Origin of the sequence: Streptomyces sp. NPDC091272 (genome assembly GCF_044757485.1) — a bacterium.
Classification (GTDB): Bacteria; Actinomycetota; Actinomycetes; order Streptomycetales; family Streptomycetaceae; genus Streptomyces.
Genome location: NZ_JBIVVC010000003.1, coordinates 755,411 through 771,861, shown reverse-complemented (window position 1 = coordinate 771,861; position 16,451 = coordinate 755,411). Strand labels below are relative to the sequence as shown.

The window sequence follows — 16,451 nt, the reverse complement described above, 5'->3', positions numbered from 1 at the left end:
CTGACCTGCCGGTCGATGTTGTGCCCTGCGGCTCGGCGCTCAGGGCGCCGGCGGTGCGGCCGGGTCGGCGTACTCGATGACGATGGTCCGCCGCCAGGCGCCGTTGGTGTTCTGGCCCGAACCGTGGACGAGCCGGACGTCGTGCACCACCACGTCGCCCTCGCGCGCCGGGACCGCAACCACGGGTCCGCTCGCACGGACCTCGGGGACCTCGGCGTCGTCGGGGAGCAGGTGGGAGCCCGGGACGGCCTCCAGGCAGCCGTTCTGCGGGCCGGCGTCGTCCAGGCAGATGCTCAGGTTGCAGACCGTGTGCGGGCCGACGTTGACGCGGTCGCGGTGCCAGGGGACCTCCGCGGCGCGGTACGGCTCCTTGAGGACGAGTGCGTAGGCGGTGGGCACGACCGGCCCTCCCACGAAGGCGGCGGCGAGCTCCGCCAGTTCCTCGCGGTGCAGCAACTCCCGCTCGGGGGACCAGTCCTGCTTCTCCAGGTTGTGCACGCGGTAGAGAACGGGACGCTCGTCCCCCTCGACGGGGAAGTTCCAGTAGTCGTCGGCGCGCAGGCCCTCGTCGGTGAAGGCGGCGATGAGCCGGACGGCGCCCTCCTTGAGGCGGGCGACCGCCTCCGGGGGGAGCACCGCGCCCGCGTTCGCGAAACCGTCCCGCCGGAACTGCTCGACCGCCGTGGCGCGGTGGTGTGCTGGTGCAGTCATGGATCCGTCCACTTCCTCCCTCTCGGCCCGGACCGTCACGAGCGGGGCACGCCGGCCTTGCGGCAGGCGGCCACGATGTTGCAGACCTCGTCCGTCCTGCGCTCCTGGAGGACCTCGACGTCGGTGAAGCCCGCCTCCTCCAGGGCGCGCATCAGCGACGGCCGGTCCAGCCAGCGCACGTCGACGCTCAGGCCGCGGGCCTGCGGCTCGGGGTGGTCCTCGCGGACGAGGTGGACGTCGTAACCCTCGATGTCGGTCAGCCCCTGCGCACCGCCCCAGTAGTGGGTGGAGACATAGAGGCAGTCGGAGACGGCGCCGATGTCCGCGAGGAGCTGCCAGGGCCGCTGCACGTGGTAGAGGAGCCCGGCACACAGCGTGGCGTCGAAGTGGCCGAGCTCTGCGAAGTCCATCGACTCCACGTCGGCGAGCCGCAGTTCGACGTTGCCGGCCCCGTGCACCTCCATGACGAACTCGGCCCGCCGCAGGTTCTCCGCGCGCCCCTCCAGGGCGAGGATCTCGACGCCGGACCGGCCCGCCATCGCCAGCGTGTCCGCGCCCTCCAGCGCGCCGAGTTCCAGGACCCGCTTGGCCGCGGGAAAGGCCGCGAAGAACGCGTCGGCCCGCTCCTGCGGGGGGTGGCTCAGCAGGTAGTCGCGCGTGGAGGCGGTGGCATAACGGACTCCTTCGAAGACGAAGTCGTTGACCCACGGCTCCAGTTCCTGCACCCGGCGCCGAATCTCAAGCTCGTTCACTGTGTCCTACCTCCACTGTCAGGTGCGCTTCGAAGTGCGACGTGCTCGTGCCGGCGGTCATCGGCTCGCGGCTCCCAGCCGGTCGGCCACGCACTGCGCCCACTCCGGGACGCGCTCTCCGCCGATCTCGATCTCGAAGGAGGGGCGCAGCTCCGCGGGGCCGACGGAAGCGGCCCACGCGGCGGTCGCGGCCAGCCCGTCCGTCAGCGGTGTGTCCGCCCAGTCGCCGAAGGTCTCGCGGGCCGCGTCGGTGGCGGTGTAGGCGACCATCACCTCGTCCCTGGCGGGCAGGTGCGCGATGGGGTGGTCGGGGACCCCGGCCGCGCGGCGCACGGCCTGCGCCAGCTCCAGGACCGTGTTGGTGCGGGACGAGCCGACGTTGAACGCGCGGCCGTGCGCCCGCTCGGTCTCCGGGGCGCGCACGATGACGTCCACCACGTCCTTGACGTAACTGAAGGCCCGTACCTGGCCGCCGTCGCCGTAGACCGATATCGGTTCGCCGCGCAGGATCTGGTTGAAGAAGATGGCGACCGCGTTGCGATAGGGGTCGCGCATGTTCTGCCATTCGCCGTACACGTTGTGCATACGGAAAGCGGTGAACGGCAGCCCCTGGGACCGCATCGTCGTCTCCAGCTCGCGCTCGACCGTGAGCTTGGCGTTGCCGTAACTGTCGGCCGGTACCGGGATCGACGATTCCCGCATCGGGGTCTCGCCGTGCCCGTACACCGCCACCGAGGAGGCGAAGCAGAAGAACGAGACACCGGTGCGCAGCGCCGCGTTGATGAGGTTCACGCTGCCCATCACGTTGGTGCCGTAGTTCAGACTCTTCACCGAGTGGCTGATGGCCTCCGCCGCGAACGCGGCGAAGTGGAACACCCGGTCGAACCGCTGTTCCGCGAAGAGTCCCTCGACCAGTTCCGCGTCGGTCACCGAACCGGTGAACAGCTGCGCGCCCTCGGGAACACGCTCGGCGCTGCCGCCACTGAGGTCGTCCAGAACCGATACCCGGTGCCCGCGCGCGAGCAGGGCCTCCGCCACGTGGGAGCCGATGAAACCGGCTCCGCCGGTCACCAGACAGTGCGCCATCAAATCTCCTGGGAATCTGGGAATCTGGGAATCTGGGAATCTGGGAATCAACGCGAAGGGGAACTTCGCCGGCGAAGGGCGACACCTCGGACGGTGTCTGCCTAGTCATGGGTGCGGGCGGCGCCCACCGGGGCCGCACCCGCCGTGCCCGGGGCCGGGGCGCGGTCGCACAGCGGCTGCCACCAGTCCCGGTTCTCGGCGTACCAGCGCACCGTGTCGGCGAGGCCCTGCTCGAACGGCACGCCCGGCGCGTAGCCGAGCGCCCGCAGCCGGGCGTCGCAGAGCGAGTAACGCCGGTCGTGCCCCTTGCGGTCGGCGACCCGCTCGACCCGGTCCCAGCCGGCGCCCAACGCGTGCAGCAGGTGCTGAGTGAGTTCGAGGTTGGTCAGTTCCGCCGTGCCCGCGATGTGGTAGATCTGCCCCGGCAGGCCGCGTTCGGCGACCAGCCGGATGCCCCGCACGTGGTCCGCCGCGTGGATCCAGTCCCGGACGTTGCCGCCGTCCCCGTACAGCGGGACGCCGTACCCGTCCAGCAGCCGGGTGGTGAACAGCGGGACGACCTTCTCGGGGAACTGGTACGGCCCGTAGTTGTTGCCGCAGCGCGTCACGCTCACCGGCAGCCCGTGCGTACGGGCGTAGGAGAGGGCGACCAGGTCGCCGCCCGCCTTGGACGCCGCGTAGGGGGAGTTGGGCGAGAGCGGCGCGTCCTCGTCCCAGGAGCCGCTCTCGATGCTGCCGTAGACCTCGTCGGTGGAGACCTGCACGATCCTGGGCGTGCCGGCCTCCAGGCACACCTGCATGAGGGTCTGCACCCCCTGCACGTTGGTGCGTACGAAAGGAGCCGCGTCGGCGATCGAGCGGTCGACGTGCGACTCGGCCGCGAAGTTGACCACCAGGTCGTGTCCTGGGACCACCTCCGCGAGCAGCCGGGCGTCGCAGATGTCGCCCTGGACGAAGGTGTGGCGGCCCGCGACGGGTGCCAGGTTCGCCCTGTTCCCGGCGTACGTCAGCTTGTCCAGCACGGTCACCCGCGCCGGGCCGCCGTCGCGGACCAGTTCGCGCACGTAGTGCGAGCCGATGAAACCGGCGCCGCCGATGACCAGGACGTGCCGTCCCCGTTCCGCGCCCGCGCCGTCGTGCCGCGGGTCCTCCTGCCGTGCGTCCACCGTCGTACTCACCGTCCCCGGGGGCGTGTTCAACCTGCGACCTGGACCCTGCTGTGGTCGCCCAGCACCAGACAGTGCGCGGTCGACGTCCGTGGTGCGGCGTTGACCTCGCTGTCCCGGCCGATCAGGGAGTTCTCGACCCGGGCGACACCCTCGATCGAGGCGCCGCGCATCACGATCGAGTACTGGAGCTCGCTGTGCGCGACCCGGCAGTTGCCCTCGACGGAGGTGAAAGGACCGATGTACGAGTCCTGCACCACCGTGTCAGGACCGATGACCACCGGGCCGACGATGCGCGAGCCGGTGATCTTCGCTCCCGCCTCCACCACCACCCGGCCCACGAGCTCGCTGGCCTCGTCCACCTCGCCGTCGACGCGCCGCTCCAGCGTCTCCAGCAGGTGCCGGTTCATCTCCAGCATGTCGGTGACGTTCCCGGCGTCCTTCCAGTACCGGTCGATCACCGTGGCGCCGACGGCCGACCCGTGGTCGATCAGCCACTGCATCGCGTCCGTGATCTCCAGCTCGTTGCGCCAGGAGGGGACGATGTGGGCCACGGCCTCGTGCACCTGCGGTCCGAAGATGTAGACGCCGACGACCGCCAGGTCGCTCCTGGGATCCTGCGGCTTCTCCACCAGCGCGGTGACCCGGCCGTCGGCGTCGAGCTCGGCCACGCCGAACGCACGCGGGTCGGCGACCTGGGCGAGCATGACCTGGGCGGCCGGCGAGTCCCTGCGGAAGTCCGCGACGAAGTCGACGATGCCGTCCACGACGTAGTTGTCACCCAGGTACATGACGAAGTCGTCGTCACCGAGGAAGTCGCGGCTGATGAGTACGGCGTCAGCCAGACCGCGCGGGACGTCCTGCATGATGTAGGTGACGTCCAGTCCGAACTGCGCACCGTCGCCCACCGCCGCCTGGATCTCCGCCGCGGTCGTCCCGACGACTATCCCGACCTCCGTAATTCCGACTTCCTTGAGGGAATCCAGTACGTAGGCCAGAACGGACCTGTTGGCCACCGGGATGAGTTGTTTTGCCGAGGTGTGCGTTATCGGCCGCAATCTGGAGCCAATTCCACCCACCAGTACGAGTGCCTTCATATCCCACACCTTGCAGTCAGAGCCATTGGCTCAAGTCGTTTCAAGGGCGCTCCGATTGGCATCGGCTGTCTCCGCTCAACAACGATCCTACGGGCGTGTTCTTCAGGTTTTCCCTAAGCTTTTTCGCCGCCCCACGCGGCCTTTTCACCTCGCCGTCCCCGGGGCCGTGCGGTATCCGTACGGGAATCAGGACGCACGGCCGTCCTCGGTGAACCTCTCGGTGAGGTGGTCGACGATGGCGTTGATGGTGGGCAGCTTCCAGAAGATGTCGGCGGGCACGTCCCGGCCGAGTCGCTTCTCCAGCCGGCGGCGCACCACCACCGTCATCACCGAGTCGAGCCCCTGCTCCACCAGCGGGCGGCGGACGTGCAGGGAGGCCGGCGCGAGTCGCATCTCCTGCGCGATCTGTTCGCGCACCACTTCGAGCAGCCGGGAGCGCAGTTCGTCCGGCGCGAGACCCGAGAACGACACCGCTTCGGGGAGCGCCTCGCTCCCCGGCTCGTTCGCCTCCGGTACGGGCGACTGCTCGACCACCGGGTAGCGCAGGCCGCGCAGGCTCGCCACCGGGCGGCCGTCCTGATCGGTGACCAGGGCGTGCACGGTGTCGGCGACACCGGGGTCGGGCACCACCTCGACCGTCGCGGTGCTCGGGGGCGGGCCCGCCACGGTGATCCCGTCGACGCGCACGACCATGCGGAGCAGCGGAAGGCCCTCGAAGGCGGCGGGCGCGATCGACATCACCGCGTCCAGGAGCGGGGCCCAGGACGTGGTGTCCGGCGAGGAGACCAGGGCGCGCAGCACGCCGAGACCGGCGGACAGGCTCTCCACGCCCCACTCGAAACCGGTCGAGGGCACACCCACCTCGGCCAGCCGCCGGGCGACCATGCCGGGGTCGGCGGGTTCGAGACGGTGCTCGCCGGGATCCAGCAGGGACTGCCGCGCCAGGCCGTCGAGGTCGGGCGCGACCGTCCGGGCCTCGGTGTGGACGAGCCAGCCGGGGTTCGGGTCGGACGCGTCGGCGACCGTGCGCGAGGCCAGCCGCACCGCCGCGCCGTCGCGGACGACCTGGATCTGCCGCTGACCTGCCGTCAGCACCGGGTGGGTCATCGTCATGTCCGCCAGTGCGACGCTCTCGCCGTCCTCGGGCCGGGCGGCCAGGAAGGTGGCCACCAGCACGGCGGCCGGGACGATCTCCACGCCGTTGAGGGCGTGGCTGCCCGGGTACGGGCGGCTGTCGTCGTCCAGCGTGCTGTGCCACAGCCGCACCTCACTGCCCGCGACGCCACCGGGCGTGCCGAGCAGCGTGTGGGAGCCGACGTCGTGACCCCGCTCGCCGCCCCGCGTCCCGGCGGCGGACCGCCAGAGCGGGCGGTGCTGCCAGGGGTAGGACGGCAGGGTCTCGAAGTGCTGCGGCCCGCCGGGCTGGAGCGTCGACCAGTCCACGGCCACGTCGTGGCAGTGGGCCGCGCCCACGGCGGCCCGGAAGGTGGCGGCCTCGGGCCGGTTCCGCCGGAGCGTGGTGCCGACGAACACGTCCTCCACGTCGCACGCGGCCAGCGTCTCGTGGATCGAGTGCGCGACCACGGGGTGCGGGGACAGCTCGACGAACGCGCGGTGGCCGTCCTCGGCCGCGGCGGCGACCGCGGCGGCGAGCCGTACCGGGTTGCGCAGGTTCGCCGCCCAGTACGCGCCGTCGGCGCTCACCCCGGCCCGCGGATCCGCGAGCGCGGTCGTGTACAGGCGGGTGTGCGGGGTGCGCGGCTCCAGTTCGCCGGCGTCCGCGCGCAGCCGCTCCAGCAGGGGGTCCATGTGCGGGCTGTGGAAGGCCACGTCGGACGCGACCCGCCGTACCACCGTCCCCTCCTCGCTCCAGCGGCCGACGATCTCCTCCACCGCCCCCGGGTCGCCCGAGATCACGGTGGATGCCGTCGAGGACGCGATGGCCGCGACGACCGCCCCGTTGCCCGCGAGGCGCTCGGCGACCTCGTCGAAGGGCAGCGAGACCATCGCCATCGCGCCGCGCCCCGCGACCTCGCGCAGCAGCGACGACCTGCGGCAGATCAGCCGGGCCCCGTCGGTCGTGCTCAGTGCCCCCGCGGTGACGGCGGCGGCGATCTCGCCGACCGAGTGGCCCACGACGGCGGCGGGCTCGACGCCCCGGGAGCGCCACAGCGCGGCGAGCCCGAGCTGCATCGCGAAGATCATGGTCTGGGCGCCGTCGACCTCGGTGTGCTCGCTCTCCAGCAGCATCTGCCGGGGCGAGAACCCGATCTCCTCCTTGAACACCGGCTCCAGCGAGTCGATCACCTCGGCGAAGACCGGCTCCGCCTCCAGGAGTTCGCGGCCCATCCCGGCCCACTGGGAGCCATGGCCCGAGAAGACCCAGACGGGACGGCCGGCGGCCGGCAGGGCGGCGCCGGTGACGACACCGGGCGCGGGCTCGCCCGCGGCCAGCGCGCGCAGCCCCGCGGCCAGTTCCTCGCGATCGGTGGCCACGACCGCGGCCCGGTGCTCCAGCGGGGAGAGCCGGTGGGCCAGGGTGTGCCCGAGCGAGGCCAGGTCCGCGCCCTCCTCGACCCGTCGCGCGAGCGCGGCGGCCCGGTCGCCCAGCGCCCCGGGGGAGGCCGCGGACACCGGGAACAGGGCTCCGGCCGGCTCCGCGTCCGGTGCGGGAACCGCTGCCGTGGGCGCCTGTTCCAGGACCACGTGGGCCACGGTCCCGCCGTAGCCGAACCCGGACACGGCGGCCCGGCGGGGGTGCGGGCGCTCCGGCCACGGCACGGCACTCGTCGCCAGCCGGATGTCGAGGCCTGCCCAGTCGATCTCGGGGTTCGGCGCACCGTCGAGCAGGCTGGCCGGGATCACGTCGGCACCGAGGGTGAGGACCGCCTTGATGACCCCGGCGACCCCGGCGGCCCCTTCCAGGTGCCCGATGTTGGACTTCACGGACCCGATCACGCAGGCCTCGTCGCCGGAGCGGCCCTGGCCGTAGACCGCGCCGATCGCCCCGACCTCCATGGGGTCGCCGACGCGGGTGCCGGTGCCGTGGGCCTCCACGAAGCCGACCGTGTCGGCCGTGACGCCCGCGGCGGCCAGCGCGCGCCGCATGACGTGCTCCTGAGCCTGCCCGCAGGGGGCCATGATGCCGTTGGTCCGGCCGTCCTGGTTGACGGCGCTGCCGCGCAGTACCGCGAGCACCCGGTCACCGTCGCGTTCGGCGTCCGCCAGCAGCTTGAGGACCAGGACACCGCAGCCCTCGCCCCGCCCGTACCCGTCGGCGGACGCGGAGAACGGCTTGCTCCGGCCGTCGGGCGCCAGCGCGCCCGCCGCGCCCAGGGCGAGCGTCTGCCCCGGTGAGACCACCAGGTTGACTCCCCCGGCCAGCGCCAGGGTGCACTCGCCGAGCCGCAGGCTCTGCGCGGCGGTGTGCAGCGCCACCAGCGAGGCCGAGCACGCGGTGTCGACGGAGAGGCTGGGCCCGCGCAGGTCGAGCGCGTGGGAGACGCGGTTCGACACCCCGCAGACCGCCGCCCCGATGCCCGTCCACGCCTCGATGTCCGGCAGGTCCTCCAGCCGGCCGGCGCCGTAGTCGTAGGTGCAGACGCCGGCGAACACACCGGTGTCGCTGCCCGCCAGGGTGTGCGGCGCGATGCCCGCGTGCTCCAGTGCCTGCCAGGCCACCTCCAGCACGAGGCGCTGCTGCGGGTCCATCAGCTCGGCCTCGCGGGGCGAGATGCCGAAGAACTCGGCGTCGAAGCCCGCGATGTCGTCGTCCAGGAAGCTGCCGGAGCGGATGGCCGTCCGCAGCGCCGCGTCGAACCGCGGGCCGAAGTCCCGGTAGCTCTCCCAGCGGCCGGGGGGAATCTCACCGACGGTGTTGCGCCCGGCCATCAGCAGGTCCCAGAACTCACCGGGCGAGTTGACGCCCCCGGGAAACCGGCATCCGACACCGACCACGGCCACCGGGGGGAGGGAGCCCGTCGGGTGCTCGATGGGGTTCACGGCAGTACTCCGTTCGTCGTTGCCCGTGTTCGTCATGCGTGGTGCTCCGTCGCCCGGGTTCGTCATGCGTGGCTCTCCGTCGCCCCGGTTCGTCACGCACGGTTCTTCGTGGCCCGGGTTCGTCATGCGGTCCAGTCCGGAGATTCGAGGACCTCCAGGACGGCGCTGGAGACCACCAGGCCGGGGGCCGTGGCGAGTTGCAGGACGTGGTCACCGGGGCCCAGTTCGCCGGTCCGTACCAGGTGTTCCATGGAGAGCAGGTGGTCGCTGGCCCCGCAGTGGCCGACCTCCCGGCCGAACTCCCAGGTCGACCGGGACAGCGGCAGGCCCCAGGCCGCCATGCAGCGCTGCTCGACCACTTCGCGCGAGTAGTTCATGAAGGACACGCGGGCGACGTCCTGCATGGTGATCCCGGCCCCGGCCAGCGCGCGCTCGGCGATCTCCGTCATGTGGTCCTGGATCTGGGCCATCGCCACGGAGGCGGGACTGCGGGTGGCGAACTGCTGGCCGATACGGGCACTGAAGTCGGTGGGGCGGCCCCGGGTGATGCTCGGCGGGAACAGCGGCTCGTCACCCCGGTGCAGCGACTCGATCTCCGGCAGCCCCTTGGAGGCCAGCGAGCGGAGCCGGGCGAAGCCGGGCCGCTTGGTCAGCACCAGGGCCGACCCGGCATCGCCCCCGATGAAGCCGGGGCCCATCCGCCACCGGTCCATCAGCGGTGTCCCGTAGTTGTCGGCCGCGACGATCAGCGCGCTCGTACGGGCGGGATCGGCCCGGAGGTAGGCGGTGGCGAGCTCCAGCGCGCTGAACACGCCGTTGCAGCCCTGCCTGATCTCCAGGGCGAGCATGTCGCCGCCCGTCAGGTGCCGTTGCACGTACGCCTGGGGCGGCCAGCCGTCCGGCCCCTGGTGCCAGGTGCTCGCGTACAGCAGCAGATCGAATTCGGTCGGCGATCCGCCCCACCTCTTGACCGCCTGCTGCGCCGCCCGCAAGGCCATTTCCGGCGGGGGGACATCGCCGGCCACCGCGGTCCCGCCGAGTTCGTGCGCCTCGGCCTCCGTGGCCGGGTAAAGACCTCGCTCCACGGCCCTCTCGACGCTGACCAAGGGCGGTACGAAAACGCCGAGAGCACCGATGTACAGGTCGGTTGTTTCCACGACCCACCTCCCTGTTTTTCAGGCGTACTTGACCCGGCGCGCACAATTCCGCATTCCGGGGAAATTCTATTCGGTGAGCCGTGGACATTCTTGAGGGAATTGCCTAGACCCATTCCGCAATTCCGTGGTAGGAATGCGCCGCGCGCCAGGTCAGCCGACGGTGGACGGCGCCTTCGCACGGGCGGGCGCGTGACGCGCCTCGGCGCGGTCGAGCAGGTCGAGCAGCGGCGCGGTCAGGCAGGTGGCGCACATGGTGACCACGACCAGCATGGTGAACAACGCGGGTGACAGCACCCCGAGTTCGAGCCCGATGGACAGGATCACCAGCTCGGTCAGTCCGCGGCAGTTCATGAGGGTGCCGATGCGCAGGGCGTCGACCCGCTCCACCGACATCAGCGAGGCCGCCACCGCGCTGCCCACCAGCTTCCCGAGGACGGCGACCAGCAGGGCGACGCCCGCCCAGATCCACAACGCCCCGCCGCCCTCGCCCAGTTGCAGCAGATCGGTCTTCAGCCCCACCGAGGCGAAGAAGGGCGGCAGCAGCACCGCGGTGACGAGCTCCTGGAGCCTGCCGCCCGCGCTCACCAGGGCCGGCGCCGACCTGGGGCAGACGGCGCCGAAGAGGAAGGCCCCGAAGATGAGGTGGATGCCGATCAGTTCGGTGGCGACCCCCGACAGCAGCGCACAGGGAACGATCAGCGCCAGCACCCCGCCGTCGGGGAAGCGGGTCCGCTCCAGCAAGTGCTTCAGGGCGGGGCGGACGAACACCACCATGACACCGAAGAACAGCACGGTGAGCCCGAGGGTGCGCAGCACTCCCAGGGGCGAGTCGCTGCGCAGCAGCGCGACGACGACCGCGAGCAGCAGCCAGCAGGCCAGGTCGGCGGTGGCGGCCCCCACGATGGCGTACGTGCCCGCCCGGGACTGGAGCATGCCGCGCTCCATCAGCAGCCGGGCCAGTACGGGGAAGGCGGTCACGCTCATGGCGATGCCGAGGAAGAGGGTGAACGGCAGGAAGCCGATGCCCTCCGGGGCGTAGCCGGAGTACAGCGCGTAGCCGAGCACGCAGCCGAGGGCGAACGACACGCAGACGCCGACGAGCCCGATGACCGCGCCCGTGCTGCCCGCCCGTTCGTGGCGGGTCTCGCCGAACTCCATGCCGATCAGGAACATGAACAGCGCCAGCCCGACCTGCGCGAACAGGTCGAGGTAGGAGTGCAGGGCGGTGGGGAACACCGCGTCGTAGACCCCGGGGGCGAGCAGACCGAGCACCGACGGGCCCAGGACGATCCCGGAGATCATCTCGCCCACCACCCGGGGCTGGCCCAGGTGCCGGCTGACCAGGGCTCCGACGGCCCGCGCGGTGGCCACCACCACGGCGAGGGCGAGCAGCAGCTGCCAGCCCTCGACGTGCGCCGCGTCCGGCGCGGCGCTCCCGGGCCCCGGCCGCCGCGTGTCGTCCCCGCCCGTGGCGCCGTGCCACAGCAGCAGGGCCGCCGCCAGCAGCGGCAGGACCGACAGCAGCCCCAGCGACAGCACTCGCGCGCCGGCCCGTTCCTTCAGTCCCGGCACCCGCCTCACACCACTTCCAGGGTGGGCAGCGGGAAGACCAGGTGTCCCCCGGAGGCCAGGAAGTCGCGTTCCCTGGCGACCATCGTGTCCCGGTAGACCCACGGGAGGACCAGGAACTGGTCGGGGTCCATCGCCCTCGCCTCCTCCTCGGAGACGATCGGGATGCCCGTGCCGGGTGTGCAGCAGCCGAACTTGTCCTGGTTCACCTCGGCGATGCAGGGCAGGAAGGTCTCGTCCAGTCCGCAGTACTGGAGCAGGACGTTGCCCTTGGTCGAGGCTCCGTAGCCGAGCGTGCGAAGTCCCTTGTCGCGCGAGGCGGTGAGGAACTCCAGGAGCCGGTCGCGGGACTCCTCGGTCCGCCGGGCGAACTCCTTGAAGGGCAGGTCGTGCTCGCCGGCCCTGATGCGGGCCAGGGCCGCCTCGTCCGCCTGCCGGGGGGAGCCGCGGCGGGCGAGCACCACCGAGAGGCTGCCGCCGTAGACCGGCGTCAGCTCGGCCTGCACCACCTTCAGCCCGGTCCGCTCGGCCATCCACTCGATCTGGCGGAGCCCGTAGTAGTCCAGGTGCTCGTGGCAGACCACGTCGTAGGCGCCGGAGTGCAGCATCGCGGGCAGGTAGCTCTGCTCGGTGACCCAGATGCCGTCGTCCGTCAGGAGGCGGGCCACCTCCCGCATGAACTCCATCGGGCGCGGCAGGTCGTAGAACATCGCGATCGAGGTGACGACCTTCGCGCGGCGCCCGCCGAGCAGGTCGCAGGCGAAGAAGTCGGGGATCAGCTCGGCGCCCGGCGGATAGGTGCCGGCGAAGACGGGGGCGGCGGGGTCCACGCCCACCAGGGCGGGCCCGTCCGTGGGGTAGGCCGCCAGCAGGGTGCCGTCGTTGCTGCCGATGTCCACGGCCAGGTCGCCGGGGCCCAGGTCCACCAGGCCCCGCAGGGCCGCGACCTTCCCGCGCAGGTGGTCCGCCATGGAGCGGTTGAGGCTGGACCGGTAGCCGTAGCCCTCGCCGTACATGAGGCCGAAGTCGGCGGTGTGCCGCAGCTGGACCAGCTCGCAGCCGCCGGGCGAGCAGCGCACCAGCTCCAGCGGTACGCGCGGTACGTCCTCGTCGCGCGAGCGCGGGAACACACCGGTGAGCGCCTGCGGTCCGAGGTCGAGCACGGGCAGCAGCTCGGTGTTGTCGCAGATCCGGCAGCGGTCGACAACGGTCATGTGACCGGTCGCGGTCATGATTCTCCAGTCAATGCTCGGCCGCGGGCCCTGAGCCAGGGAATGACGTCCGCGGCGTCCGGCCAGTCGGGTTCACTGACCAGCGGGAACTGGTCGTCGTTGCGGTCGTTCGCGAAGACGGAGCGCGAACCGACCGCGTCCCTGACCTCCCGCAGGCCGACCGTCCCCCGCCCGCCGACCTCACACAGGCCCGCCGCGTCGAGGTGGGAGGCCACCCAGGCGCCGCACCACTCCACCGGGGCGAAGCTCTGGCGCGAATCGCCGTGCGCGTAGACGGGTCGCTCGTGGAGGAAGTCCATGAGGACGCCCTTGGTGTTGCTCTCGCCGTACATGGGGCCCAGCCGCACCACCAGGTGGGACGCGCACAGCTCCTCGGCCTCGGCCCGGTGCATGCCGTAGGGGGTGTCCAGCTGGGTGCGTGCCGAGAGGGTGCTGATCTGGACGAAGCGGTCCCACTTCCAGTCGCGCAGGAGCGTCCGGGTCTTGTCGACCGTCTCGCGGCGGTCCTCCTCGGGGTGCTGCCGGGCCCGGTAACGCCCGGACGGACAGGCCGCGTTGACCAGGACGTCGTAGGGGCCGCCGTGGCGGGCCTCCTCGTAGTTGGCCCGGGTCACGGGAACGGCCGCCGTCCCCAGCGCCCGGGTGACGGCCGCGCCGACGAACCCTGTGGCGCCGAGCACCGCGACCCTCACCGGCGCTCCAGCGTGTGCGGCAGTGGTTCGACCTGGACCAGCGGGGGGTCACAGGTGTCCCAGGGTTTGGTGAGCATGGCGATGAACGTCAGGGAGGTGATGGCGTGCACGGCGTGCATGACCCCCGCCGGCGTCCTGGTGCAGACCCCGCGCGAGACATGGATGAATTCCTCTTTGCAGTCGGGATCCTCCGCGTCGTCCTTGGTGACGAGCACACCCGACCCCTCGACGAAGAGCAGGTACTCGACAAAGTGCGGATGATAATGCAGCCCGCGCACCTTTCCCGGATACAGGTGCAGCATGTTGAATTCCAGGATGGGTTCCGGGGGGACCCAGGTAAAAATACCGCCGCGTCCGTCCCGCACCGTATCGAGATTGCAGGTGGGCTGGAGCACATCAATTTTCATGCCGTCTCCGCTCGTTCCGCGCCACAGATTCGCAGAGGTCGAGGATAGGTCGGGCAGGTATGAGGAAATTGCTAGTCCTGGGTCGGAGCCCCGATTCAGGCCCTTCCCCGGTCACCGAGAGCTTCCTTCGTGGCGCTGCGTAACCATTCACCGATTCCAGGGGTCGACTGCGTACCACTCGACCTGAACACCCGGCATGCCGGAATAGGAAGGGTGCGGGGTGCTAAGTGGTTTCATCGGGGGTACAAGTCGCCCAAAACCACCCCAATTACCCGTACAAACCCATATCCAGGAACCGCGATTACCACCTGAACAAAGGTCCACTACTCCTCACGAAGGAGTGTTGGGTACAAAGGTTCAGCAGCTGGCATCCGGACTCCACACTCCGGCTCTCTCAACCCCCACACTCTTCCTCCAGGGAGTTTTAGGTGAGAACCGCCCCCACGTCATTATCCGACCTGGACGCCAAGATCATGGAGCATATCGCTGCAGGTGACCGCACCACTTGCATCGCAAACAAGCTCTATCTCAGCCGTCAGGGCGTCGAGTACCACGTCAGCAAGATGATGGAACGCTTCCGGGTGTCCAATCGCACCGCTCTCGTCGCCAGGGCCTACACACTGGGAATCCTGCGGCCCGAGGTCTGGCCACCCAAAGTTCTCCAGGAACGCATCAGCTGATGCCGTTCCCACACAGCTGATCTCGATACGACGCAAAAACCACGACGCGTAACCCGGCCGGAACGGGATTTGCTGTTGCGCGTAACGTTCCGCTCGGCTTTTTGAGTGACCAGGACCCGCCGACACGCCGGCCGCTCGCGCGGCGCGAAGGCGGGTCCTGCGCGCGGTCTCAGGCAGCCGGAAGAAAGACTGGTCAGGAGCCAGTGATGCGATAGAATGATCAAAGGCGAGCATCGCCCTTGAAGTATTCTTCGCATAGGTGATATCGCCTCACCAGGTCACCTCGTGTTTGGGTGACGGTGCGCAGGATGGCCTCGTAGGGCATGTGAGGTAGAACACGCTCATACGGGGGCAAGCCTTGCCATCTTTCGGCGACACCAGCGAACCTGGTGACGATGGAATCGACCACGGAGCCCAGTTCCCCTGGCTGGACGGGCTGGCTCACGTACATCTGCTGTCCGAGCGTGAGCTACAGGTCTTCGCCCTGCTGAGTCACGGCTGTTCCAACCGGGACATCGCCGCGCTGCTCGGGGTCACCGAGCGCACGGTCAAGGCTCATATGGCGCAGATACTCGCGAAGCTCCGCCTTGAGTCCCGGCTGCAGGCCGGGCTGGTCGCCTTCGCGCACGGGCTGCCGGCGGACTCCGACGATCCGGCCCCGGGACAACCGGCCCGCAGACCCGACACGGACGAGGGTTCCTAGGACCTCCGTGCCGCGGGGACGGCCACACCGTCCGTCCCTCCGGCGGCGGTTCAGCCCCTCGCCAGGTCCGGCACCAGCTCCACGAGCTTGTGCCGGAAGGCCGCCGCCAGCAGGTCGTGCCCCTCCTGGTTGAAGTGCAGCGGATCGGTGCGCGGCGGTTCGATGTACAGGTGTGCCGTGTCGGGCCCGGCGAGGCTCGGGCCGTGGACGTAGTGGACGTTCTCGTCGCCGTGCGCGCGCAGCAGGTCGACCGCCTCGCAGGTCTGCCTGCGTACCTCCGTCAGGGACAGGTAACCGTCTCCTTCCAACGGGTCGTGCCACGGCGAGTGGTGGTGGGACGCCATGACCAGCGGGGTCGAGGGGTGTCGCTCCCGGATGATCCGGACCATGCCGACCAGGTTCGGCCGGTAGGTGAAGTCGTTCAGGGCCCGCGCGCCGTAGATGTTCATGCCGACCATGCACGTGATGAGGTCGGCGGGCAGGTCGCGGATCAGGGTCGCGAAGAGCGGCTGCAGGTAGCAACCGGCCCCGATCGCCAACGACGTCAGGTCCAGGCCGAGTTCGGTGGCGACCGCCGCGGTCCAGTTCCGGCTGGGTGACAGCGCCCCGCGGCCCTGCGACTCGGAGGCCCCGTAGTGGACCCAGCGAGGCGCGGTCAGGGTGTCGGGACCCGCCGTGCAGCCGGCCGGCAGCTCCACCCCGTGCAGGATGAACTGGTTCAGGCAGGGCAGCCACAGCTCCACGAGACGGTCGCCGCCGCCCGGCAGTGACTCGACCCGGCAGGTGTGGATCTCCCGGTCGGTCAGCACGGGAAGGCTCGCGACCGGCTTGCCGTCCACGCGCACGTCGACCTGCGCCACCTCGGGCGGACCCGCCATCTCCGGGGCGGGGCGGGCCGCGTAGCGGAAGGCGAACGCGTCGGCGTCGGTACGGAAGGTGACCCGCACCCCCGACGGCATCGCGGCACGCCCGACGCCGCCCTCGGGAAAGAACACGTTTCGCTCCGCGAACGGAACTCGCCAAGGTGCAATTCCACCGTCGGTCTCCTGGAGGGAGACCGCACCGCGATAGGTGAGCACCGGGTCGTCCGCGCGAATTAAGCGCCCTGATCCCAACATCCTTCACCTGTCCAGTTGTTCTGGTTGACCGACGCATCGACACTAACAGCAGTCAATGCGGTCGGGGCCCCGGATTCTT

The 16,451-nt window shown here is 70.6% G+C and carries 14 protein-coding genes; 2 read left to right on the top strand and 12 right to left on the bottom strand.

Annotation, left to right across the window (positions count from 1 at the left end; translation table 11 throughout):
• Positions 1-39: 39 nt before the first annotated feature.
• The 11 genes from ACIQM4_RS12790 to ACIQM4_RS12740 all read right to left on the bottom strand — a co-directional run bounded on the left by ACIQM4_RS12790 (position 40) and on the right by ACIQM4_RS12740 (position 13,871).
• Positions 40-711, bottom strand: a complete 672-nt coding sequence (locus tag ACIQM4_RS12790) for a phytanoyl-CoA dioxygenase family protein (protein WP_401589930.1) — start codon at positions 709-711, stop codon at positions 40-42.
• Between the two features lie 35 nt (positions 712-746).
• Positions 747-1,463 (bottom strand): class I SAM-dependent methyltransferase, encoded by a 717-nt coding sequence (locus ACIQM4_RS12785; protein WP_401589927.1) that lies wholly within the window; start codon positions 1,461-1,463, stop codon positions 747-749.
• Positions 1,464-1,520: 57 nt separating this feature from the next.
• Positions 1,521-2,549, bottom strand: coding sequence for an NAD-dependent epimerase/dehydratase family protein (locus ACIQM4_RS12780; protein WP_401589924.1), 1,029 nt, complete (start codon positions 2,547-2,549; stop codon positions 1,521-1,523).
• A 101-nt stretch (positions 2,550-2,650) separates the two neighbouring features.
• The gene (rfbB, locus tag ACIQM4_RS12775; RefSeq protein WP_401589921.1) at positions 2,651-3,715 is read right to left on the bottom strand and encodes a dTDP-glucose 4,6-dehydratase; all 1,065 of its coding nucleotides are present in this window, start codon (positions 3,713-3,715) and stop codon (positions 2,651-2,653) included.
• Positions 3,716-3,744: 29 nt separating this feature from the next.
• Positions 3,745-4,812 (bottom strand): glucose-1-phosphate thymidylyltransferase, encoded by a 1,068-nt coding sequence (locus ACIQM4_RS12770; protein WP_401589918.1) that lies wholly within the window; start codon positions 4,810-4,812, stop codon positions 3,745-3,747.
• 186 nt (positions 4,813-4,998) lie between these two features.
• Positions 4,999-8,850, bottom strand: coding sequence for a type I polyketide synthase (locus ACIQM4_RS12765; protein WP_401589915.1), 3,852 nt, complete (start codon positions 8,848-8,850; stop codon positions 4,999-5,001).
• 86 nt (positions 8,851-8,936) lie between these two features.
• Positions 8,937-9,971: a ketoacyl-ACP synthase III family protein gene (locus ACIQM4_RS12760; protein ID WP_401589912.1), complete on the bottom strand. Its 1,035-nt coding sequence runs from the start codon at positions 9,969-9,971 to the stop codon at positions 8,937-8,939.
• Between the two features lie 150 nt (positions 9,972-10,121).
• Complete coding sequence (locus ACIQM4_RS12755; RefSeq protein ID WP_401589909.1) at positions 10,122-11,543, bottom strand: cation:proton antiporter; 1,422 nt, start codon at positions 11,541-11,543, stop codon at positions 10,122-10,124.
• Positions 11,544-11,548: 5 nt separating this feature from the next.
• Positions 11,549-12,772, bottom strand: a complete 1,224-nt coding sequence (locus ACIQM4_RS12750) for a class I SAM-dependent methyltransferase (protein ID WP_401589906.1) — start codon at positions 12,770-12,772, stop codon at positions 11,549-11,551.
• The gene (locus ACIQM4_RS12745; RefSeq protein WP_401589903.1) at positions 12,769-13,464 is read right to left on the bottom strand and encodes an NAD(P)-dependent oxidoreductase; all 696 of its coding nucleotides are present in this window, start codon (positions 13,462-13,464) and stop codon (positions 12,769-12,771) included. The genes ACIQM4_RS12750 and ACIQM4_RS12745 overlap by 4 nt, the downstream gene beginning before the upstream one ends.
• Positions 13,461-13,871: a cupin domain-containing protein gene (locus tag ACIQM4_RS12740; RefSeq protein ID WP_401589900.1), complete on the bottom strand. Its 411-nt coding sequence runs from the start codon at positions 13,869-13,871 to the stop codon at positions 13,461-13,463. The genes ACIQM4_RS12745 and ACIQM4_RS12740 overlap by 4 nt, the downstream gene beginning before the upstream one ends.
• A 428-nt stretch (positions 13,872-14,299) precedes the next feature.
• On the opposite strand from ACIQM4_RS12740, the gene ACIQM4_RS12735 reads away from it, so the two are divergent.
• Together ACIQM4_RS12735 and ACIQM4_RS12730 are read left to right on the top strand one after the other, a co-directional pair.
• The gene (locus ACIQM4_RS12735) at positions 14,300-14,551 is read left to right on the top strand and encodes a LuxR C-terminal-related transcriptional regulator (RefSeq protein ID WP_401589897.1); all 252 of its coding nucleotides are present in this window, start codon (positions 14,300-14,302) and stop codon (positions 14,549-14,551) included.
• A gap of 358 nt (positions 14,552-14,909) precedes the next feature.
• Positions 14,910-15,254, top strand: coding sequence for a response regulator transcription factor (locus tag ACIQM4_RS12730; protein WP_401589894.1), 345 nt, complete (start codon positions 14,910-14,912; stop codon positions 15,252-15,254).
• Positions 15,255-15,304: 50 nt separating this feature from the next.
• Here ACIQM4_RS12730 and ACIQM4_RS12725 read toward each other — a convergent pair whose 3' ends face one another.
• A complete protein-coding gene (locus ACIQM4_RS12725; protein WP_401589891.1) occupies positions 15,305-16,372 on the bottom strand; it encodes a GDSL-type esterase/lipase family protein in 1,068 nt (355 codons plus the stop codon).
• Positions 16,373-16,451: the final 79 nt, after the last annotated feature.

Excerpts from the sequence above, each read along its gene's own strand:
- ACIQM4_RS12780 (WP_401589924.1), bottom strand. The coding sequence starts at position 2,549 with ATGGCGCACTGTCTGGTGACCGGCGGAGCCGGTTTCATCGGCTCCCAC.
- ACIQM4_RS12725 (WP_401589891.1), bottom strand. The coding sequence starts at position 16,372 with ATGTTGGGATCAGGGCGCTTAATTCGCGCGGACGACCCGGTGCTCACC.
- ACIQM4_RS12740 (WP_401589900.1), bottom strand. The coding sequence starts at position 13,871 with ATGAAAATTGATGTGCTCCAGCCCACCTGCAATCTCGATACGGTGCGG.
- ACIQM4_RS12790 (WP_401589930.1), bottom strand. The coding sequence starts at position 711 with ATGACTGCACCAGCACACCACCGCGCCACGGCGGTCGAGCAGTTCCGG.
- ACIQM4_RS12765 (WP_401589915.1), bottom strand. The coding sequence starts at position 8,850 with ATGACGAACACGGGCAACGACGAACGGAGTACTGCCGTGAACCCCATC.
- ACIQM4_RS12750 (WP_401589906.1), bottom strand. The coding sequence starts at position 12,772 with ATGACCGCGACCGGTCACATGACCGTTGTCGACCGCTGCCGGATCTGC.
- ACIQM4_RS12770 (WP_401589918.1), bottom strand. The coding sequence starts at position 4,812 with ATGAAGGCACTCGTACTGGTGGGTGGAATTGGCTCCAGATTGCGGCCG.